Source organism: Allorhodopirellula heiligendammensis (assembly GCF_007860105.1).
Classification (GTDB): Bacteria; Planctomycetota; Planctomycetia; order Pirellulales; family Pirellulaceae; genus Rhodopirellula; species Rhodopirellula heiligendammensis.
This window is the reverse complement of sequence record NZ_SJPU01000002.1, coordinates 269,538-291,704: the sequence shown is the minus strand read 5'-3', so window position 1 is coordinate 291,704 and position 22,167 is coordinate 269,538. Positions and strand designations below refer to the sequence as shown.

The 22,167-nt window shown below is 57.1% G+C and carries 18 protein-coding genes and 1 tRNA gene; 5 read left to right on the top strand and 14 right to left on the bottom strand.

Features of this window, described 5'->3' with window-relative positions; translation table 11 throughout:
- Positions 1-206: 206 nt before the first annotated feature.
- The 6 genes from Poly21_RS11405 to Poly21_RS11385 form a co-directional block, all read right to left on the bottom strand.
- Positions 207-1,643 (bottom strand): TIGR03000 domain-containing protein, encoded by a 1,437-nt coding sequence (locus tag Poly21_RS11405; protein WP_146408614.1) that lies wholly within the window; start codon positions 1,641-1,643, stop codon positions 207-209.
- 119 nt (positions 1,644-1,762) lie between these two features.
- Positions 1,763-3,136: a protein-L-isoaspartate(D-aspartate) O-methyltransferase gene (locus Poly21_RS11400; protein ID WP_146407175.1), complete on the bottom strand. Its 1,374-nt coding sequence runs from the start codon at positions 3,134-3,136 to the stop codon at positions 1,763-1,765.
- A complete protein-coding gene (locus Poly21_RS11395; RefSeq protein WP_146407174.1) occupies positions 3,133-4,755 on the bottom strand; it encodes a Ppx/GppA phosphatase family protein in 1,623 nt (540 codons plus the stop codon). Before Poly21_RS11395 ends, Poly21_RS11400 begins: the two co-directional genes overlap by 4 nt.
- 74 nt (positions 4,756-4,829) lie before the next feature.
- Positions 4,830-4,901: transfer RNA gene (locus Poly21_RS27445), tRNA-Asp, on the bottom strand.
- A gap of 144 nt (positions 4,902-5,045) precedes the next feature.
- Positions 5,046-5,699 carry an ATP-dependent Clp endopeptidase proteolytic subunit ClpP gene (gene clpP / locus Poly21_RS11390; RefSeq protein WP_302119750.1) on the bottom strand — a complete coding sequence of 218 codons (654 nt, stop codon included), beginning with the start codon at positions 5,697-5,699 and terminating at the stop codon, positions 5,046-5,048.
- A gap of 72 nt (positions 5,700-5,771) precedes the next feature.
- Entirely contained in the window at positions 5,772-6,440 is a 669-nt protein-coding gene (locus tag Poly21_RS11385) for a ClpP family protease (RefSeq protein WP_146407172.1), read from the bottom strand.
- A 127-nt stretch (positions 6,441-6,567) separates the two neighbouring features.
- Here Poly21_RS11385 and rlmN point away from each other — a divergent pair, with 127 nt between their 5' ends.
- Positions 6,568-7,647, top strand: a complete 1,080-nt coding sequence (gene rlmN / locus Poly21_RS11380; RefSeq protein WP_146407171.1) for a 23S rRNA (adenine(2503)-C(2))-methyltransferase RlmN — start codon at positions 6,568-6,570, stop codon at positions 7,645-7,647.
- A 27-nt stretch (positions 7,648-7,674) separates the two neighbouring features.
- A complete protein-coding gene (locus Poly21_RS11375; RefSeq protein WP_146407170.1) occupies positions 7,675-8,652 on the top strand; it encodes a PP2C family protein-serine/threonine phosphatase in 978 nt (325 codons plus the stop codon).
- A gap of 13 nt (positions 8,653-8,665) precedes the next feature.
- Here Poly21_RS11375 and Poly21_RS11370 read toward each other — a convergent pair whose 3' ends face one another.
- The 6 genes from Poly21_RS11370 to Poly21_RS11345 form a co-directional block, all read right to left on the bottom strand.
- Entirely contained in the window at positions 8,666-8,989 is a 324-nt protein-coding gene (locus Poly21_RS11370; RefSeq protein ID WP_302118690.1) for a 2Fe-2S iron-sulfur cluster-binding protein, read from the bottom strand.
- A gap of 429 nt (positions 8,990-9,418) precedes the next feature.
- Positions 9,419-9,721, bottom strand: coding sequence for a hypothetical protein (locus Poly21_RS11365; RefSeq protein ID WP_302118687.1), 303 nt, complete (start codon positions 9,719-9,721; stop codon positions 9,419-9,421).
- On the bottom strand, positions 9,721-10,806 hold the full coding sequence (locus Poly21_RS11360; RefSeq protein ID WP_146407168.1) for a DUF1559 domain-containing protein: 1,086 nt from the start codon (positions 10,804-10,806) through the stop codon (positions 9,721-9,723). Before Poly21_RS11360 ends, Poly21_RS11365 begins: the two co-directional genes overlap by 1 nt.
- 410 nt (positions 10,807-11,216) lie before the next feature.
- Positions 11,217-12,227: a glycosyltransferase family 4 protein gene (locus Poly21_RS11355; RefSeq protein WP_146407167.1), complete on the bottom strand. Its 1,011-nt coding sequence runs from the start codon at positions 12,225-12,227 to the stop codon at positions 11,217-11,219.
- A 1-nt stretch (position 12,228) separates the two neighbouring features.
- Complete coding sequence (locus Poly21_RS11350) at positions 12,229-13,902, bottom strand: alpha-amylase family glycosyl hydrolase (RefSeq protein WP_146407166.1); 1,674 nt, start codon at positions 13,900-13,902, stop codon at positions 12,229-12,231.
- Between the two features lie 260 nt (positions 13,903-14,162).
- On the bottom strand, positions 14,163-14,366 hold the full coding sequence (locus Poly21_RS11345; protein WP_146407165.1) for a hypothetical protein: 204 nt from the start codon (positions 14,364-14,366) through the stop codon (positions 14,163-14,165).
- Positions 14,367-14,732: 366 nt separating this feature from the next.
- Here Poly21_RS11345 and fliN point away from each other — a divergent pair, with 366 nt between their 5' ends.
- Together fliN and Poly21_RS11335 are read left to right on the top strand one after the other, a co-directional pair.
- Positions 14,733-15,152, top strand: a complete 420-nt coding sequence (gene fliN, locus Poly21_RS11340; RefSeq protein ID WP_146407164.1) for a flagellar motor switch protein FliN — start codon at positions 14,733-14,735, stop codon at positions 15,150-15,152.
- On the top strand, positions 15,149-15,934 hold the full coding sequence (locus tag Poly21_RS11335; protein WP_302118685.1) for a FliO/MopB family protein: 786 nt from the start codon (positions 15,149-15,151) through the stop codon (positions 15,932-15,934). Before fliN ends, Poly21_RS11335 begins: the two co-directional genes overlap by 4 nt.
- 104 nt (positions 15,935-16,038) lie before the next feature.
- On the opposite strand, the gene Poly21_RS11330 is transcribed toward Poly21_RS11335, so the two are convergent.
- Positions 16,039-16,644 carry a lysophospholipid acyltransferase family protein gene (locus Poly21_RS11330; RefSeq protein WP_146390241.1) on the bottom strand — a complete coding sequence of 202 codons (606 nt, stop codon included), beginning with the start codon at positions 16,642-16,644 and terminating at the stop codon, positions 16,039-16,041.
- A 306-nt stretch (positions 16,645-16,950) separates the two neighbouring features.
- On the opposite strand from Poly21_RS11330, the gene Poly21_RS11325 reads away from it, so the two are divergent.
- Positions 16,951-20,547 (top strand): efflux RND transporter permease subunit, encoded by a 3,597-nt coding sequence (locus tag Poly21_RS11325; protein ID WP_146407163.1) that lies wholly within the window; start codon positions 16,951-16,953, stop codon positions 20,545-20,547.
- Positions 20,548-20,655: 108 nt separating this feature from the next.
- Here Poly21_RS11325 and Poly21_RS11320 read toward each other — a convergent pair whose 3' ends face one another.
- A complete protein-coding gene (locus tag Poly21_RS11320) occupies positions 20,656-22,167 on the bottom strand; it encodes a DUF1501 domain-containing protein (protein WP_146407162.1) in 1,512 nt (503 codons plus the stop codon).

Sequence of the window (22,167 nt, the reverse complement as noted above, 5' to 3'; positions counted from 1 at the left end):
AAGTGCGTGACCGCGTTAGTTGCCTGCCGTTACTCGACTACCGAGTGGCTTGGCGATTGAGGAAGAATCCAGTTTGCTAGAGAATGAAACTCCCGCATTTCATTTATCTCCAGACTGCGATGGCGCCCCAGCGTTGTTGCAAATAAAAAACCGTACTCAAGTTCGACCTGAGCACGGTTTTCGATAGAGATCGATTTGAACGGATCTTAACGCATCGCGAGTTGACCGGCGGCCACATCGAATTCGAGTTCGACAGTGCTACCAGCGGCGACATTGATGGTTCGCTCTTGGCGAATGGTACGTCCGTTCACAGTTGCACTGACCGCAACGGTGTAATCGGTCCAGCTTTGGCCAGCGGCGAGTTGGGTGGTGCGGAAAGTTCGCACACGACCGAAGCCCTCGGTTTCGTTACCGGCCAGAGTCACCACCGCATTGGCAGGCACATGGAGTTGCACAACCGTTTCTGTCGTGTCGGCTGGCTCGGACGAATTAACTTCGGCTTCATTGAGTTCCGTCTCAAGCATCTCGCCAGCCGGCGAAACTTCTTCGGCAGTCGCTGCGGCGTCCTGTTGGAACACCAATCGCTCGGCATCACCGGGATGCAGTTTGATCGTCTTTGATTCCGTTTGTTCCTGACCATTGACGTCATACTTGACCACGACTTCGTAGGCATAGACGTAGCCTGGTTTGAGCCCCCGCGACATGAACTGACGCACGGTACCACTGCTGGTTGTTTCGCGGCCATTGACGGTGACTTGAGCCGAGCTGACTGGTACGGCAACCGTCAAGAGTGCTGTATCGTCGTCCAAGCTTGGTTTCCGGGCGTCGTAGCGAGCGCTGCTGTCGATGACAGAGTCACCGCTGGCACCGGCATCGTTTTTGGAGCCCGAGTTAGTCTTGGATTTCGAATCGCCAGCTGGGGCCGACCCGCTATCCGTGGGTTCGCTGAGCATGGAGTCGCTCTCGACCGGGTAGTCATACCCTTCGGCAGGTACAAAGTTATCCGATGGATAGGACTCCACTGGATAACCGTCCATGGGGTAACCATCGATGGGATAGTTCGACTGAATCATCGGAGCGGAGTAAACTGCGGAGGCGGAGTAACCACCACTGCTGCCATACGACACTCCCGAAGAGTAGTAACCGCCGCTGCTGCCACCACTACTGGCTCCACCGCTGGAATAGGCTGTTGCATATCCGCCCGAGGAGTAACCGCCCGACGAGTAGTTGCTGGCATAGTATCCGCTGCGGGCAGCGCGTCTGGCGGCGTGTCGTTCCCGCTTGGCTTCGATATGGGCCCGCAAGCGGCTGAACAAACCACCGCCGGTGTATCCACCGGACGATCCGCCTGATGAGGCGTAACTGGCTACGTAAGTGCCACCGGACGATCCACCACTGCTGCCGCCCGACGATGCGCCGTAGCTGCCGCCCGACGATCCACTTGGTTTAGCAGCCATGTGAGCATGCATCCGCGAGAGCAAGCCACCGCCGTAGCTGCCATAACTGCCTCCACTGCTGCCATAGGAGGCACCGCCAGAACTGCCGCCATAACTACCGTAGCTCCCGTAGGAGCCGCCCGCCTCCGCCGTCACACTGAGTGCCAGTGCTAAGGCGAGGCAACTCAATAGGTGAAAACACCTCATGTCCTTCATCCTCGATATTCTAATTGTGAACTCTTCGGCAGCGCAGACTGGTATTGCCGACTTTGCTAGTTAAACAGAATAGCCAGAATAGGTAGAGGTTCAAGCAGACTGGGTAAAATTTAACGGCCTATTTTCTCAACAACGACGTCATCGAAGTCAACTCGCCCGGTGGCTCCGAACAGCCCAATGCGTACGATGGCTTCCTTGGCAGTCGGTGGAACGCGTAGCACGCGACCGTCGGTATGCCAATCTTGAGTTCCTCGGTAGGGACCGAGGGTGGTCATTCCCAGATCACGGCGGCTGGCATCGTAGAAGCTGATCGCGAGCATGGGCCAGGCGTCTGTGTCGGGACCTTTGACAATCCCGTGCGTGCGAATTCGTGCGGACAAGCGGATGGTCGATACGAGGCTGCCGTCGATTGCGATCCCTTGCAGGAGGTGTGATCCCAACCCGGGCGTTTCGTTTTCAAATCGAGCCATGGCGTTGCCATGCTCCACGACGCGACGGACTTGGCGGCCGTAATACCAACCGGCCACGAATTCAGACTCGACAGCCAGATCAGCTTGGTCGGTCTGGGATGGTGCACCGGAGGACTCGACGCTGGTTGCTGTTGCCGTTTCAAAATTGCCGTTAACGAGGGTGGGATGTTCTGGATCAGGCAGTGTATGGCGTCCTTCTTCCGCTGTTCCCGTCATGGGGACGAAGAGCGTCGGCCGCAAGGGTTGGCGGACCAGTTCCCCATCTTTCTTGATCATCCGGTAGAGCGTCTGTTGGTAGCGTTCGCCAACAGGAATGATCATCGAACCGCCCTCGCGGAGTTGTTCAACCAGTGGCACAGGTACCGATTCAGGGCTGCAAGTGACGATGATTTTATCGAACGGGGCTTTCTCAGGCCAACCTTTGAACCCGTCGCCGATCTTCGTGAATACGTTGTCGTAGCCGAGGCGATCGAGCACCGCGCGAGCGGTCAAGCCAAGCGGTTCGACAATCTCGATCGAGTACACCTCATCAACCAGTGGACTGAGCACGGCGGCTTGGTACCCACTGCCGGTACCGATTTCGAGCACCCGGTCGGTATCCTGCGGGTCGAGAGTCTCGGTCATCGACGCGACAATAAAGGGGCTGCTGATTGTTTGGGCCGACCCAATCGGCAGCGCCATGTCGAAATAGGCTTGGTTGCGAACCACCGCAGGAACGAACTCATGACGTGGGGTTTGCTCGATGGCGTCGAGGACGCGTTGGTTGGTCACCCCTGCGGAGCGGATGCGGGTGTCGACCAAACGCTGGCGCGCCTCCGCATAAGGATCAAATGGGTCGCCCACGCGGGGGCCACGAGGGCTGGTTTGGGCGAGGATGATACGCGAGGGTTCGGGCACGATTGTCGGCCATCGGGAGGACGGAAGGTGGGCGGGGATCTGCTGCGCCGTGGCGAAAGTGCAATCCAACGCGGCGAACAAGACCAGAAAGATACCTACGAGCTTCATCGAATTCATTCACCTGCTCTCAGCAACACGGGGACGCCAAAAATGTCTCGAAACAGCGAACTGTTCGTTCGCATGGCTAACTGTTCGAGGGAGACGTCGTCGACCCCAGGGGCAACGATGACCATCTGTTTTTCCTCGATCACGCAGCGAATCTCGCGAATGCGTCCGCTGCGAGTGTCATCGAGCGCAATCGCCAGTCGCAACAATGCCGCCATCTTGGTCACCGCCACACGATCTTTCCGGTCCAGCGAGTCGTAACCTTCGTGGGCTGCCTGCGGTGAGGCCCGGCGATGATAGCGTGCCACCATTGCGACCAAGTGCAATTCGTGCTGGCTGAGCCCGAATAGCTCACTGCTTCGAATCAGGTAGTATGCATGCTTATGATTGCTATGTAAATTTACATATAAACCGACTTCATGCAGCAGTGCGGCGACGTACAACAGGACTTCGTGCCGCGTGTCGAGACGGTGTTCCGTTGCCAGTTGATCGAACAGTCCACGGGCCAGATCAGCGACCGCTCGGGCGTGAGCGGCGTCCACGGCATACCGTCCACCGAGCGATACGGCGGAGCGGATGATTTGCTGACGAAACTCGCTCGTCCAGTTACCCCCTTGTTGCATGTCGGCGAGCAACCCATCTCGCAAGTTGGCACCGCTGACAAACAGGTGGGGTAGTTCGAAGTGCTTGGCGAACAACGTGTAGGCCAGCAATGACACGCTGAGCGTTTCCGCTTCTACAAAGGTCGCTCCAAACCGTTTGACGACCTCATCCTCGTTCATCGAGAGAACTTGGGTTGATAGTTTCTCGAGTTTGGCGGTGGGGAGTTTCGCCAGCGAGTGTTCGTCCCAGTCTTCGAGCAAACGATGCGCAGCGAAGCGAATATCCCCACCCATCACGACCAGTTGCAAGGATGCGTCGGCTTCGAGTTCGTGGGCGATACGATTGACAAACCGGCGGACATGCGTTTCGAGTAGATGGCGTAGCTTCGCGCCTCGCAGACCGGAGGCATCGAGTTCCTGGATCAGTCGCAAGGACCCCAGACGGAACGAATCGGAGTGCAGCACATTCCCACTTCGAATCATCAACAGCTCAGTACTTCCACTACCGACTTCGACGACGACGGATTTCGCTTCGGCAGTTTCCTGGCGGGCCATCAACATCGGCGTGATGCCCATGTACGTGATCCGATTGACCTCGGCTTCATCGATCGGTTCAACGTCGAGACCGGTGGCAACATAGACCCGGTCGATAAATGCGATCCGGTTGATTGCTTCCCGTACGGCGCTGGTGGCGACAACACGGATGTCATTTGTATCCGTCACACCATACTCACTTAGCACGCGGCGAAATTTTCGCAGCACGGTCGCGGCACGCTCGATTCCTTTGCGGCTGAGGCGGCGGGTATCGAATGCCTCACGCCCCAAATCCACCGGTTGCAGGAGTGATTCGAGCGTTCGAATGTGACCATCGGCATGAATTTCTGCGACAGCCATGCGGATGCTAATCGCACCAATGTCGATTACCGCCACGGTTCGAGGCGGTGTTAGATTTGCATGAGTGGATGACATCATCGACACCGCTGCTGCCTCGGGGTGCGAGCTGGTCGATGTTGGTGTGGATGGTGTCATAGTTCACAGTGGCGTGGATGGTTCGATACGGCAACCCGCTTCCATCATAGCCAAACTGGCACGACTCCGCCAAACACCCCCTGCCCGATTCGAACGAGCGTTTCCGGCTGGATGAGCCGACGTCCTGGGCCACTAGACGAAGGGGGAAGGAATCCCAACAAAAACTTGTTGGGTGAGTGCAGAGCCGAACCGCACCAACGGCCCGCCCTGCGACGTTGTCCGGTGCTGCGCGTCAACTCGTCGGCGCAAGGATCGCACCGACGAGCATGGCGTATCCGGCTCACAACGAGTTATTTGGACTCAGCTTCGCTGACTTTACTGACGACTTTGTCGATTAATCCGTATTGGCAGGCTTCATCAGCCGACATGAATCGGTCGCGGTCGGTGTCCTCTTCGATTTTCTCGAGCGAGTGACCGGTGTGCTCGATCATGATTTCATTCATTTTCTGCTTGATGCGCCGCAATTCGCCGACGTGAATCTCGACTTCACGGGCGGTACCCTGCATGCCGGCGAGCGGTTGGTGAATCATGATGCGAGCGTTGGGCAGCGAATACCGCTTCCCTTTGGCTCCGGCAGTCAACAAGACCGCGCCCATCGATGCGGCTTGGCCCATGCAGTAGGTCGCCACGTCGCAGCTGACGAATTGCATGGTGTCATAGATCGCCATGCCCGCCGTGATGCTGCCGCCAGGCGAGTTGATGTACATGTGAATGTCTGCCTTCGGATCGTCTGACTGCAAGAACAGCATCTGCGCGACGAGCGCGTTGCTGATCTGGTCGTCGACCTGTTGGCCCAGGAAAATGATTCGGTCTTTGAGCAACCGGCTGTAAATATCGTAGGTGCGTTCTTCGCGGCCGTTGCTTTCGACCACGTAAGGGATGACTGGCATATCAGATTCTTTGGCGTAGGTAGTTGAATTGTATTGATTGGGAAGAGCGACGATGCCCGACGCCCCGAGAGTGTTCGTGAATGGGGTTCACGCGGAGTTCAATCACCGGGAGGGGAGGCTGGAGGCTCAGTCTTCGTCATCGGCAGGAATTTCTTCCTTTTTCAGCAGATCGTCGACCAAGCCGTATGCTTTGGCTTCCTCTGCAGAGAGAAAAAAGTCACGATCGGTGTCTTTGGCGATCTGCTCGACCGATTTCCCACTGTGCTCGCTGATGATCTGGTTGAGTTTATCGCGATAGCGGAACATTTCCGACGCCTGAATCTCAATATCGCTGACCTGGCCCGAGACTCCGCCCATCGGTTGGTGCATCATCACGCGGCTATTGGGCAAGCAGAATCGTTTCCCTTTGGCACCACCGACGAGTAAAACGGCCGCCCCACTGCATGCTTCGCCCACACAGTACGTCGCTACGGGACAAGACACCATCTGCATTGTGTCGTAAATTGCCAAGGTGGCCGTCACGCTGCCGCCGGGAGAATTGATGTAGAAGTGGATGTCCTTGCGGCGATTCTCGCTCTGCAAGTACAACAGTTTCATAACGATTTCGTTCGCATTGGCGTAGTGAATCTCGCCCTGCATGAACACAATGCGGTTTTCCAAGAGCAGATCGCCGAGCGTCATCTGACGCTGACGCTGATAGCCCTGACTGGCATGGCTGCCCGCCAAGCGATGATCGGAGATCGAGTCGACGCCACCGGCGAGCTGTGGCGAAAAAGAACCAAACGGATCGGACATTCGAAAATTACCTTCAGGGGTACTATGGTGAGTTTCTCAGCCGTCAGTGTTCGCGATTCGCTTACAGGTGGCAAGACCGGTATCGTCAAGAAAGCCTCCTTACTTCCTTCCAGGGATCCTCCTCAACGTGTCCGATCCGATCTCCATTTTTGACTCGCAGGCACTTGACGAGCTTCGACGTGAGCAGCGTTTTGATCCTCAGCATCTACGTGCCCTCCGTAATCAGTTGTTCAAACAGTTCTGTCCCGATGCTGTGGCGCTCGCCGGTTTTCCAGGTCGCGACCGCGTCAGTTGCCACGCACTTGAATTGCACCGCCGATTTGATTCCACAGTCGATGGCGCCACAAAACTGCTTTTTCGCACCGCTTCAGGGATGCTGATCGAGGCGGTGGCCCTACGCATCGCGACGGGGCGGACGACACTCTGCGTTTCCAGCCAGGTCGGATGCGCAGCAGCCTGCGAGTTTTGTGCAACGGGTAAAATGGGCATCGCACGCAACCTCGCGACTCCCGAAATCCTGGACCAAGTGCTGCAGGTCGGGCAATTGCTTGCCGCCGAGCAGGGGCGGCTCGATAATATCGTGTTCATGGGGATGGGCGAACCGTTTCATAACGAAGCGAATTTGATGTCTACATTGGCTGCCCTGACCGCTCGCGACCAATTCAATCGTTCTCCCGCCAGCATTCTTGTGTCCACCGTGGGCGTGCCTGACGCCATGCTGCGGCTTGCCGAGGGGTTCCCCAAGGTGAATTTGGCTCTGAGCCTGCATAGCGCCGATCAACTCATTCGAGAAAAAATCATGCCGCTGGCACGACGATACCCGCTCACCGAACTTCGCCGCGTCCTGGGTGAGTGCCAGCGAATCCAGCGGCGCGAGGTGATGATCGAATACCTGATGTTGGATTCGCTCAATGATTCCACCGAGGATGCCGTGGCGTTATTGGCGTGGCTGGGAGATTTGCGAGTCCACGTCAACTTGATCCCTTACAACCCCATCGACGATGCGCCGGACCTCAATGCCTCCCCACCCGAGAAAATTGCTGAATTCGCCGCCCGGCTCAAGTCGGCGGGCGTGAAAACGACCGTGCGATACTCGCTCGGCCGCGATATCGACGCGGCCTGTGGCCAGTTGGTCCGAATGGAGAATCGGAATCATTATCACTCTCGCATCTCGCGATTTGGTACACTCACAGGCGATCTGTCTTGATCCGCCCGTCTGTCGTGAGTCTGTACGATGAGTCATCCCTCCCCCGAGCCCTGCCGTAATCATTCCTGCGGGCTAACCGATGTGGGGCGTCGGCGCACCGAGAACCAAGATCAGTTCCTGGTGGCAGAACTGCGAAAATCGATGGTGGTCAGGACGACGAGTTTGCCGATCGAGAAAAACACGACTCTGTTCGGACGTGTCCGGGGTGAATTATTGATCGTCGCCGACGGGATGGGCGGGCAAGCGGCCGGCCAGCGTGCGAGCAGCGTCGCACTGGATCACTTGATCGCCCAACTGCTCAACCGGATGCACTGTTTCTTTCATCTCTCGGACGGTCGAGACGACGCCTTCGTCGCCGCGCTCAAAGATCTCCTGCAGCAGACCCACGCACGCATACTCGCCGAAGCTGCTACCAATGACGCCGAACGCGGGATGGGCACGACCCTGACAATGGCCTACATCGTCTGGCCGCGAATGTATGTGGTCCACGTTGGTGACAGTCGCTGCTATCTCATTCGCAAGGGCCGGTGCGAACAACTGACTACGGATCACACACTTGCGAGAAAACTCGTGGATGCGGGGGGGATGAGGCCCGAAGATGAGGCGCATAGCCGCTGGACCAACGTGCTCTGGAATGTGCTTGGGGGTAAAGGAGAACACGAATTGGTCGCCGAAGTCCGCCGCACCGAACTGGTCGAGGGCGACACCGTACTGCTTTGTAGTGACGGGTTGAGCCGCTACCTCTCGACCGAGACCCTTGCGGAAGTCGTCTTGGAGGGAGGCGATGAAATCCAAAGTATTTGCCATCGACTCGTCGGTTTAGCAAATGCAGCGGGCGGTGAGGACAATATCACCGTGATCGTCTCCCAACCTCGCAGCCGAAAACCTTATGACGATGAGTTGCCGTCCGGTGAGACATGCAGCTCCCAGACCGAATCGCCCCCCGCCGACCAGCGCTCCACCGTTAAGGAGTTCGCGGACGAAGACACGCTGCCCGGTACCTAACCGTCGAGCGCTCTTAAACATCACCTAACACACGAAAAACCATTCCGTCGATCAGTTCGTCTGTCATGATCTGGCAGGCCAAGCGACTGGTGGCAGCAGTATTTGTCAGCTTCCCAAGGGTCATGACTTCGTCGCGATGCTTGTCTTCGGTGAGGCGTCCCGACGTGATCTCGACGTGACAAGTTCCGCACCATGCGTGTCCTTTGCAATCACCAATATTTTCGTACAGCTCGTTGACAATTAACTCCATCAAGTTGTTGTAGGCGTGTCGACGGAACTCAACTTGGTGTGATTGTCCATCGAGCAAGATGATGGTGACGTGATAGAACGAATCCATGGGAGGGTGGTTGGGCACAGAGCGATGGGAGCGACGGGGTAATTCGTGATTTCGCCAAAGGCTAACCGAAAACGCATTGCAACCGAATGCCCTTCGCGCCTGGGTTCGAGTTGCCGGCGTCGCACGTGCACTCGTCAAAGATAGTTTCTAGGCGGTATGCGAATATTGATCCGGCAGCACAACGAATTTGACTTCAACTGACAACGCAGTGAGCCGAATGCCGTAACGCACCGGGTAACATCGCCCGCCCGGCCGTACACGCGTCTCGGCTCACGACGTCCACGCTATTCGAAACCTGACGCCGTTTCTCCCGGCCCTGCGACTCTACGGTCAGTAGAATTCACACAGTCATCATCATTGGACTCTCAAGTTGTCCTTCGAAAACCTCCCGTGCCTGTTTTCGTCGGAGGAGCCTGTTTCAGCTCCTTGTTACCGGACAATCTGATCGTCCAATACACGGCGACATGCCTTCGCAGCGGTCTGCCAGTCGCCTGCCTTGGCAGTGGCGATGATGGGGGCTAAGGGTGACTCATCGCCCGCATCGTGCGCCGCCTTGTCAGCGACCAGCAATGCCTCCACTTGCGCGAGTCCTTCGTTGCTCGATTGATTGCAGACCCGGTACAGTGCCATCGCGATATCATATTCCGACGGACTTAATGTTACTTTCTGCGGCCAGAACCACCACAGCGATAGCATCGCAATTGCCACCAAAACAATGAGTGTCGCTTTCATCACAATTGCTCCATCTCAATCACTTCACCCTCATTCATGCTGGACATTTCCGCCCACAAGATTAAGTCAACGAAGTTACTGACATACCGTACCGAGCCATCACCCATACCCACAAAGCCACCGCCGAGATGTTCGGAGTACATCTGACCCACGTGATAGGTTGGAAAGTTCACCGGATGAATGATCGGGCTGCCAGTAATATCGAGCTCGCCACCGGACGGCCCGGCGTGGACGAGCGTCAATGTCGCAGCCGCGTCGGGACCATTCTCGGGCGAGTGAAAACGCGGATGCGTGAATGCGCCGGGGACTACGCCAGCCCAACTCTTGTCGCTCAGGGCAGAACTGTGCTCGCCGAAGAAGATGGTCTGACTGGTGCCGTCAACAACATCTCGGAATCGCGTGCGTGAATTGCGGAAGAAGGGACCATCGGCAACCTGACCTGCATCACCGTCGATCCTCACAATCGTCGTTTCGGAGGTGTAGATATTGGTAAAGATCTCGCCAGTTGCCGCAGAACCGCACTCACCCCAACAGCTCTCCTGTCCATGGCTGGCGACATAGTGGCTGCGGCCCAGTTGGATGGTATTGCCGTTAACTACAAGCGGCTGCCCTGCTGAATCAAGAACCTCGAAAGGTTTGTCTCCACCGGTCGCACTGGGGCACAAAAACATCGGCAGCGTTGCTGCGATCGTCAGCTGATTTGCAGGATCCCAAATCGGTCGATCCAGCCGGAGTTCGGCGACCAGCGCAGTCCCCTCCGCGAATGGCAATAGCGCGGCAGCCCAGCCCCATCCAGGCCCCGCGTCCCAAGTCACCGAGTCCATCTGGACCGCCGCAGGCGCCGAGCCGTTGCGTGTTGCGAAGGATCGGTAGCCTGAGGGAAACTGATTGAACGCGGAGTGATAATTCTGGTTGGCCAGTCCCACCTGCCTCAATCGGTTGCTGCAGGACATTCGGCGTGCTGCCTCACGGGCGGCTTGCACGGCAGGCAACAACAGCCCGACCAGCACTCCGATGATCGCAATGACGACCAATAATTCGACCAACGTGAATCCGTGGCGTAGCAGACGTCTCTCGCTCAACATGGTGATGATCCCACTTTCAAACTATGTTCGCAATATTAGCCGAGGCTAACTTGCGAGGCGTGAAAAAGGCTCGGGCCGAAACTTAGCTCGAGCTAACTTCAGGAGATTGTTCCTCGTTGCGGCCGGCCGGTCAAGTGTGCAGTGACCAGCTTGGTCGATTTTTCGGGAAACCCGCGAGCGGAACTTTCCCAGAGCCATTCGCCAATACCTCCCAGCGCGGGTGCCATTGAGCTTCATGTGTCGGTTGTCGTCGAACGTTCTGGAACGCGCCGCCGGTGGCGCCGGAGTTGCATGCTGTTTTGCCGCGCAGTCGCAGTCGATCGATCAGGCGTCGCCGCTGGTTACAGGAATAACATCGTTGGCGAACTCTGCGTGTCCGGTTCAAATCCTGATGCTGATGTCAGTTGACGTTAGACGCCGACAATGCGCTGATACAGATTCAGATAGGCATCCGCCATCCGGTCGATCCCGAATCGGTTAGCGACGGTGCGGCGGACGGTAGTTCGGTCAATCTCGTCAATTCGCTCGATCGCTTGATTTGCCTCAGCGAGACTGTCGACAAGAAAGCCAGTGACACCATGCTCAATCAGCTCAGGCATCGAGCCCCGGCGCGAGGCGATGACGGGTGTGCCGCACGCCATGGACTCGATGACCGACAGTCCGAATGGTTCTTCAAAATTGATAAGATGCAACAGCGCCCGCGCGTCGCCAAGCGCGGTTAGCCGTCGCATCCCGCCGACAGCGCCGTGATAGGTTACCGTCGTCCCATCGGCGGTCGGCAAAACCTCCCGCTGATAATAGTCCGCGTCCTGCACGATCCCGTACATGTGCAGATGGCGCCCACTTGCGCGGGCCACGGCGATCGCCTCTGCAGCGCCTTTGTCGGGATGGATGCGACCGAAGAACAGCAGAGCATCACTCCCGATCGGATTGAATGGGAAATCGTCAATAGGAATGCCATGGTGGATTGTCGCAGCGTACCGCAGGTCGGGGCAGCGATCAGCGTCGCTGATGGCGACGTAATGCACCACGTCTTGGTATTCCGCATACATCGGCAGAATTCGCTTGGACGAAAAACCATGGATCGTCGTCACGATCGGCGTGTCGGTCAGACGCGAGAATGCGTGAGCCGGGAAGTCCGCCTGATTGTGAATCAGGTCAAATCGATGGGCCTGTTCGAAGAGATGGGCTAAGTGGCGAAACTCCCAGACTTTGGCGTCGATTGATGAATCGTCGCCATATGGTGCTGGTACAACGCCAGCGAGCGTTCCTCTCGTAATGCTATCGAGCGTGGCGAATAGCGTCACGTCCACTCCTCGCTCGACGAGCGCCTCGGTCAGCATGCTCGTGACGAGCTCCCAGGGGCCGTAGCTTCTCGGCGGCGTGCGCCATGCAATCGGAGCCAACATCGCGATACGCATATCAGTTTTTCTCTTTCAGCCGTAGTACGAGACCTTCGTCAGGGGCGAGGAGCCCCTCCATCTGATGAAGTACCCAATGGGTTGGCTTCGCGATGGATGGCGGCAGTGTCGAAGCGAGAACTTCGATGACCTCGGTATGATTCGGCAGCGTTAGGGCCTGCAATTCGTGAGTCAGGTTCAGCACGACCAACAGTCCGTCACCAGCATACCGCCGCTGGTAGACGAGCACTTCGTCGGCGGCGCCGACAAGTGTCATATCGCCGATCGCGAGCGCTTCGCAAGAACGCCGCAGAGTTAGCAGGCGACGGTAGAGCGTCAGTAGCGAGTCAGTGTCTTCAGCTTGCGCCGCGATATTACGTTCCCGCCAATCTTCGTTGAGTGGCAGCCAGGGATCGACCGTGCTAAACCCACCATAGGCGGTTGCATCCCACGGGATGGGGGTACGCGATCGATCGCGACCAATCCCCAAGTTGGGCTGACGCAGATCCTGCGGGTCACGTACCCGGTCGGGCGGAATGACGACCTCGCCGATGCCAATTTCGTCCCCCTGATACAGCGTGGGGGTACCTCGAAGAGTCAGCAACAGCATTGCTGCAACGCGTGCCTGGGCGTCGCCGAGCCGGGCCGCGATCCTTGCTGCGTCGTGGCTTCCCATTACCCAGTTAGGCCAACCGAATTCCGGCAATGAAGTTTCGTAGTTGGCAATCTTCAGCCTGAGCACAGCGGCATCCCATTCACTTTCGATGAGTTGAAAATTAAATGGCAGATGCACCTGAGGTTGTGCCGGCGTACCGTACCAACGAGCGAGGCGATCATTAGGCAAAGCGATCTCACCGATCAGCACCCGGTCTTGGTAACTGTCCGCGAGGGCGCGGAACTCGGCCGAGATCGCGTGCGCTTCCGGTTGATCAGTCGAATGGAGTTGGATCAGCTGGTCACGCTGGGTGCGACAGGGGTCCCAATCCGCATTGATCGGATTATCGGGCAGCGTTTCGGCCTTAATGATGTGCCATAGCACGTCGATCCGAAATCCGTCCACGCCGCGATCAAACCAAAATTTCAGCACCGACATCATCGCTTCGCGAACCTCAGACGAACGCCAGTTAAGGTCGGGTTGCGACTTCAGGAAAGCGTGCAGGTAATATTGGCCGGTGGTTTCGTCCCACTGCCATGACGAGCCTCCGAAGTCACTGATCCAATTGTTCGGAGGCCCTCCGCCGGGGGCCGGATCTCGCCAGATGTACCAATCCCTTTTAGCGTTCTCTCGCGATGTTCGACTTTCGACAAACCATGGATGTTGGTCAGACGAATGGTTGGGGACGAAGTCAAGCAGAAGCTTTAGCCCGTGCTTGTGGACCGCTAAAAGCAGCCGATCGAACCCAGCGAGATCACCGAATATGGGGTCGACGTCACAGTAGTCGGCAACGTCGTATCCGAAATCCGCCATGGGGGAGGGGAAGATAGGCGACAACCAGATCGCATCGACTCCGAGACTAGCTAGATAATCCAGTCGCGACTCGATGCCAGCGAGATCACCGATGCCGTCCGCATTACTGTCCTGAAACGACCGGGGGTACACCTGATAAATCACCCCGCGTTCCCACCACGGCACTCGCCACCGATCTGCGGGAACTCTTTCGACGAATCCCGACTCGTCGGAACTACGAAACGTCATCAAGACTGCGACCGACAGGAACTCGCACGCTCATTGCCACAGCACCAGTATAGGTCAATCGACAAATTGTTGGCCTCCGAACATTTTCGACATTTCCATGGCTCTAGAGTTAAACGATGTTGCTTTACTAATCTGACGCGCCAACGAGGCAGTCCATCTCGTCCCTCGCTTGCGCACCGGGTCAGTATTAGTGCATTTGGACAGCGAAAGCGACTAACTCAACAGGCTGTTTAACGACGTTGCCTGTCCTCTGCAGGTTTCTACGTGGCCTCCTCGCCATCAGCCACCCCGACATCCCCCATGACAAGTCCCGTGTGGAAACTACCCCACCCAATCGTCATGGAGGTAGCGGTATCGTCACCGCAAACAAACGCCGTGATTCCATCTGCCGCAAGTCGAATACGAATCGTTTCGGCTGGGAAGTGATTGGCGCAGCGGAAGTTTTCAGTCAGCTGGTTCGTCATTGATATGCACTCAAAAAAATTGCGGAGCATTCGCGATTGGAGCGATGACGAATAAAACGAGCTCGATGTGAGAGTGTCCTATCCATCGAAGTCACATTCGGGAGCGACCGGACTCCTACCCATATCGAACCAGCAGTTCGAAGAGTGCCTCTATTCCTGCTGAGACGGGATGCGCCATTGTGAATTGAATGTTATAGCAGTTTTGGGCGGCAAAGTCATGGTAGAAATCCACCTCCGCAAACCCGGTCATGCACTCGGATTCGCTCCAACGGTAGATTGGGGTTGCATTTTTGGCGGAGTTTAGCGATAGCCGAGCATGTGAAGACACCGCACAATCGAGTTATCAACAGCCCTTAGGACGTTGCCGTGAGCACGACGGAAAGCGACACGCAGGACCAGCTCAATATGGACGATCTCGAAGCCTTGCTCGACGAGGCTTCGCAGTCGCTCTGTGCCGCGACGGGTGAAGATGTCCCTGAGCCGGCGGAGTTGCTGCGGCCGTTTGCATTGGGCGAACTCTCGCCTTCGGATGTCGACCAAGTCGAAAATCCAATGGAGATGCTCGATGAAGTCGAATTGGATCTGCGGGTCGAACTCGGACGAACCCTGATGCGTCTCGAGGAGGTGTTGCGGCTACGCCGCGGCAGTGTGGTGATGCTCAGTAAACTCGCGGGCGACCCTGTCGATATTTTCGCCAACGAACGACTGATCGCCCGGGGTGAGGTGCTCGTCATGAATGATCAGTTTTGCGTCCGCGTCACCGAATTGTTGGGAGCCGTCGAGTGAACAGCTTATCCAATCAGCGTTACGCAACCAGCCATTTCGTCACGGGCTCGATATCGCTGTTCCTGGCCGTTGTGGTGGCGTTTTCAGTTGCCGACCAATCCGTTTTCGCTGACGATTCCACGGGCCGTGGTAGCGATGTATCCGTTGTCGCACGCAGTGGTGGTTTCCCGACTCTCGCACCTCGTGCGCAGGAGTCTCGTAACCGTGCATTGTCGTCCGCGACGGAGTCGCCGTCCTACCGAGTGGTGGATGCCTCCGCGAGTCGTGTAGATGGTAGCGGCTCGCGTTTTGATGAGTTTACCGATGACAGCGTCACCGAGGAACTGGCGTTGCTGCCGACACCGGAGTCATCGCGCTCGAAGATGATGGCGCCGCTCGTTACAGTCGCGTCGAGTCTCGCTATCGTGCTCGCACTGTTCAGTGGCCTGGTGTGGGCGGGCAGAAAGTTCGGTGGTCGAGCCAGTGCGGCCAAGCCATTGCCCGCTGGGGCGTTGACTCCACTGGGACATGTGATGCTGGACCCACGGACCAAGCTACTGCTCGTCAAATGTGGCCGGCGAATCCTCGTGCTCAGTCAAACGGCCACAGGGATTACTCCCATCACCGAAGTCACTCATCCCGAGGAAGTCCACGAGCTGATCGCGAGCTGTTCCGCAGATGCCCGCGAGGCGTTTCAACGAACGCTACGCGAGGTCGAACGTGAGCCGGCCCGCCCGTCAGCCGACCCGGTACCGCAAGTCCCATCGGCGCGGCAGTCAGGCCGATTGTTTGCAACGGTGTAACGTTGCTGGCGGAGGTCGTTGGCAAACATGTTTAGAGTGGCTTGATATCAAGCGAGAGAAGTTGTGTCACGCGAAAGTACACGCCAGGCAACTACTCAAGCGGTTTATCGATCTTTGAGCTGCAGCACTGATTGACGAGCGCGACGAAGGAAGTCCGTCTTGGGCTCGCCCGCTTCTAAGAAGATCGGTGGTCCGATGGTGATGCAGGATAGCAGCGGAACGGGCAGGATCTCGCCACGCGGCAAGATGCGGTTGAGGTTTTCCATGTAGACTGGGACGAGTTCCAGATCCGGTCGTTTTTTGCCCAGATAGTACAAGCCGCTTTTGAAACTGCTCATTTCTTCCCCTCCGCTGCGACCACCTTCGGGAAACAAGATCAGCGAGTAGATATCGCCCATTTGCCGAATCATGCTGTCGATCGGGCTCTTGTGAACCTTAATTTCCTGGCGATCGATCAGCAGGGCATTGAAGCTCTGTGCGATATGTGGCTTGAACCAACCGCCACTCCAATAATCTTTCGCCGCTACAGGCCGTGTCAGCGCCCGGATCTCCCGCGGTAGCGCCGACCATAGCACCACCGCATCGAGGTGACTGGTATGATTGGCGAAATAAATCCGCTGGCAGGTGTCTGGCTGGCAATCGATCCAGCGGACGGTGAATCCACTGAACAGCTTCGCCAACAGCACGATCGCATGGCTGGTGAGGGTCATGGGAAAGAGTCTAGCGACCGGAGGCCTGCCCGCACAATCCGCGGTACCGTGAGTTGCTGCCGAGATCGATGTTCGCGTCAATTCGACGCGATTCGGCGAGGTAGTTACAATTGCCGCATCTCGGTTTGTTCGTCGAGTCTCGAAAAGGACACCGTGCCGAAGCGTCATCCGGTGATGTCAGCACGAGCGAACTTGCTCACGCAAGCGTCGTCACGAGCTGAGCGAACGGGATTGAACTCGCAGGCAGCTCTCACTGATCTCTCTGCTCACTCTGTTCACTGAACCTCCCGGCACCCCCATCATTCTATGCATCCTATCGAAGCCTGCCTGCGCAACCCCGTCAAAGTTGCCGTCGGTGCGATTTTGTTGATTCTGTTCGGCGCGATTGCGCTGCTGCGGATGCCGATGCAATTGATTCCGGAGGTTCAGACGCCGACGTTGAGTATCGAAACGCGTTGGCCCGGGGCGAGTCCTCAGGAGATTGAGCGGGAGATCGTTCAGGAGCAGGAGGAGCAGCTCAAAAGCGTCGAGGGCGTGACGAAGATGACCAGCGAATCGCTCGACTCGTCCGCTCGGATCACGATGGAATTTCTCGTCGGCACCAACATGGAAGAGGCGTTGTTGAAGGTCAACAGCCGTTTACAGCAGGTGCCGCAGTACCCCGAGGAAGCTGACCAGCCAGTCATTTCGACTAGCAATTCATCGGACCGGCCCATCGCGTGGTTGATTCTCTCGGCTGTCCAGCCCGAACTTGAAGAACTCACCGCCTTTGCCGAGTCGCATCCGGACCTTCGTGAGCCGCTCCGCCCGGTCATCGAAACCAAGAACACGGGTCTGCGGTTAATGCGTCTGAAGGAGGCCGCGGAACAGCACCCGGGCTTGCAAGTCCTGCTACCGCCCAACGTCAACGTTCCCGAGATGCGGCGATTTGCGGAAGATTTTATCGAGGCTCGACTTGAACGCGTTGGCGGCGTGTCAGATGCGAACGTGCTCGGCGGGCTCGAAGAGGAAATGCAGGTCGTCATCGACCCCCAACAGCTCGCCGCACGGCAGCTCACCATCGACGATGTCCGCCGTGTCCTGCGAAATCAGAACCAGGACACCTCGGCGGGTGATTACTGGGAAGGCAAAAGACGCTATGTCGTCCGTACGATCAACCAATTTCGCAGCCCCGAGGAAGTCGCCGCCCAGGTTTTAACGATGGATGGCGGCTCTCCCGTTTTTGTGAGTGATGTCGCCGACGTCAAGCTGGGCTTTAAAAAACCCGATGGGCTGGTTCGCCGATTTGGTGAAAACGCCATCGCCATCAACGCGTTGCGGCAAACGGGGGCCAACGTGCTCGAGGTCATGGAGGGGATCCGGGCCGCGGTCGATGAACTCAACGACGAAGTGCTGCCCGCGAGGGAACTGCAATTAACTCAAGTCTACGACGAAACTGAGTATATCGACGCATCCGTTGGACTGGTCAATCAAAACATTCTGGTCGGCGGTACACTGACCATGGTGGTGCTGATGTTATTTTTGCACATGAGTGTTCGCACCCTGGTATTTGTGCCTGCCATCGCAGCGTCGGCCATTGCTGCTACCTTTTTGAATCCATGGTTGTTCGTCGTCACACTGGGTTTGATCTTGATCGCGGGATTCTGGTTCGCTCGAGGAGCTTTGGTGGTGGGATTGGCGATCCCGATTAGTATCGTCGGCACGTTCCTACTGCTCAATCTGTGGGGGCGATCACTCAACGTGATCAGTTTGGCCGGGATGGCGTTCGCCGTGGGGATGCTCGTCGATAACGCGGTGGTCGTGTTGGAAAATATTTTCCGTCATTATCAAAATGGCGATCGACCGATGACCGCAGCGTTTCGCGGTACGAAGGAGGTCTATGGTGCCGTATTGGCGTCGACTCTGACGACGCTCGCGGTCTTCTTGCCTGTGCTGTTTGTCGAAGAAGAGGCCGGGCAATTGTTCCGTGACATCGCGTTGGCTATCAGCGCGGCGGTGGGATTGTCGCTGATCATCAGTCTGACAGTCATCCCAACCGCCACCGCTCGTCTGCTGCGCGATCACGCCTGGGGTGACGATGAAGCACCGGCGCGGGACGAGATCGAGCAGATGACATCAGCTGACACGCAGCCTGTGGCAAACGCCGCCACGACGCGGCCGTCATTGGGCGAGCGACTGGTTGCGCCGATTAACTCGGTCGCTGGTTCATTTGTCAACGGAGTCGTCGGGCTGAATCAATTCGTACAGCGGACCCTGTTTCGACGGCTCGCGCTCGTGGTCGGTCTGCTCGCCGCGACCATTGCGATCAGCTACGCGGCTTGGCCGAAAGTCGAGTATCTGCCCACCGGGAACCGGAATCTCGTGTTCGGGATTATTCTGCCGCCGCCGGGCTACAACCTGGATGAACTCACGTCGCTGGGGTCGATCGTCGAACAACACCTCCAGCCATATTGGGACGTTGATCCGGATAGTCCCGAGGCGGCTGCATTGCCGTATCCCGCAATTTATGATTTCTTCTACGTCGCTCGCGGTCGGCAGGTGTTCTTGGGTGTCCGGGCCGTCGACCCAACTCGCTCGGCCGAGCTGATTCCGCTGATCTCTGCAGTCAAATCGAAACTTCCCGGCACGATGGTGATCGCCAAGCAATCCAGTCTGTTCGAGCAGGGACTGACGGCAGGACGCACGATTGATATTGAAATCACAGGTCCAGATTTGGAAACGCTCGTGGCGTTGGGGGGCCAAGTGATTGGCCAAGTCATGGGAGCTCCTGACCGGCAGGGCAATCCACGGGATCCGGTGGTGGCGAACGCGCAGGCTCGTCCCGTACCCAGTCTCGATTTGAGCAATCCCGAAGTCCATGTCAAACCGCGATTGATCCAGAGCGAACAGATGGGCTTCAATGCGTCGAGTCTCGGCTATGCCGTCAACGCCCTCGTCGATGGCGCCTTTGCAGCCGACTATTTCATCGGGGGAGACAAGATCGATTTGACTGTGATTGGCAATCCTGACGTAGCGAGTCGATTGCAAGATCTCGACTCGTTACCCATCGCGACGTCGTGGGGCGGCCTGGTGCCATTGTCTTCTCTGGCGACGATTGAACCCGCCAGTGGTCCAGAGCAGATCAATCATCGCGAACGGCAGCGGGCTGTGACGATCGAGGTGTCACCGCCCCCAGAACTCGCCTTGGAAGATGCGTTAGAGCGGATCGAAGCTGAAATCGTGGGACCGCTACGCGTCTCAGGGCAGCTCGATGGCGGATATAGAATCGCGTTGACGGGCACCGCTGACAAACTTCGCGCCACCTGGGAGTCATTGCGTTGGAACGTGCTGTTGGCGTTATTGATCACATATCTGTTGATGGCGGCGTTGTTTGAAAGCTGGATTTATCCATTGGTGATTATTCTCAGTGTCCCGCTCGGCGCCGTGGGCGGTATTCTCGGCCTACGTGCCCTCGGTGTTTATTTGCAGTGGCAGGGGCTCACCCCGCAACCGCTCGACGTGCTGACCATGCTCGGCTTTGTGATCTTGATCGGTACGGTGGTCAACAATGCTATTTTGATCGTGCACCAATCGCTCAATCTGATGCGAGAAGAATCGACGCCCGCCCGCGATGCGATCATCGAAAGTGTCCGGACCCGCGTGCGTCCGATCCTCATGACAACTGCCACGACGGTGCTCGGTCTCTGTCCCCTCGTTTTGTTTCCAGGATCAGGCAGCGAACTATACCGCGGTCTTGGCAGCGTGCTATTAGGCGGATTGTTGGTCTCGACAATCTTCACGCTAGTATTCGTCCCAACCGTATTCCGCTTGTTCATGGACATCAAGGCTGGCATCAGTGGCCATGCGATATCGGTCAATCCAGCCGATTCCTGGCAGCGTGAGCAGGTGGGGAAAGTTGCTTGAGAACTTGGCGAAGTCTGGAGAGAGCATCTCCCCATAGTCGTCATCGAGGCGAAGCGAGCCAGCAGTGGAGCCCCGCTCGATCCCCGAACGTCAGCTACCACTTTCCACTCAAGCGTTATCGCTAAGTATCTCTTTGACCAACCGGGTGGGTTTTACTCCGGTGAGTTTTTGATCGAGCCCTTTGAATGGGTATGACAGCTGTTGGTAGTCGAAACCGAGCAGGTGCAGCAGCGTGGCGTGAAGATCTCGTAGCTGGACGGGATTGGTCGTCGCGGTATAGCCAACCGGGTCGGTTTCACCGTAGGTAAATCCCGGTTTAATGCCAGCGCCTGCCATCCAAATGGTGAACGCGTCAGGGCTATGATCACGGCCCATGAACGCCATCGTGCCGCCACCGCGATTTTCACGCATCGGGGTCCGTCCAAATTCACCGCCCCAAACTACCAACGTGTCTTCGAGCAGACCACGTTGACGCAGATCATTCAACAATGCCGCAACGGGCTGGTCAGTCTGCTGACACTTATCCCGGAAACCGTGATTGAGCGACTCGCTCTTGCTGGATCCATGGGTGTCCCATCCCCAGTCAAATAATTGAACGAACCGCACTCCCTGCTCGACCAGTCGCCGAGCCAGCAGACAGTTATTGGCAAACGATTCTTTGCCTGGTTCGGCACCATAAGCTGATAAGGTGTCGGCCGACTCCTTGGTGATATCCATGACTTCCGGTGCAGCGACTTGCATACGAAATGCCATTTCGTACTGGGCGATGCGCGTGAGCGTTTCGGGGTCGCCGAATTGCTCATAGGATTGCTGGTTGAGTACGTCGAGGGCGTCGAGTTGCCGCCGTCGCTTGGATCGAGAAACGCCGGGCGGATTGGACACGTTGAGAACGGGATCGCCTTGCGAACGGCATTGCACGCCTTGATAGACTGACGGTAAGAAACCGGAACTCCACAATGCTTTGCCCACCCGTGGCAGCCGGCCACCTGACAACAGCACAATGAACCCCGGCAGGTCAGCGTTCTCTGTGCCGAGTCCCCAGGTAACCCACGACCCAATGGAGGGTGACCCCATCACGGTCGCTCCCGTATGGCAGAGCAATTGAGCCGGACCGTGATTGAATTGGTCCGTTTGCATCGTCTTGATAAAGCAAAGTTGATCAACACACTGAGCCGTGTGCGGCATCATTTCGGAGACCCATGCGCCGCAATCTCCGTACCGATCAAATTTGTACTGATGACCCAGCATGCGGGGCGTACCATTGATAAAAGCAAACCGTTTGCCCTCGAGAAATGACTGAGGGCATTCCTTGCCATCGAGGGCGTTGAGGTCGGGTTTGAAGTCGAACAGTTCCAATTGGCTGGGGGCACCTACCATGTGAAGGTAAATGACTCGCTTCACTTTGGCAGGCCGCGGTGGAGCCAGTGAACTCAGCGGATCGGTGGCAGCATGCTGGGGCTGATACCCTGCCTGAACGGTCCCTGCCATCTGAGACGCTAGCCACAAGCCTCCGACGCCTGCCGTCATGCCCGAGGCGCATTGGTTCAAAAAGTTCCGTCGGGTCGTATTTTCAAGCGATTGGCGAACGACGGATTGCTGGAGTGATTCTCTTTTGGACAT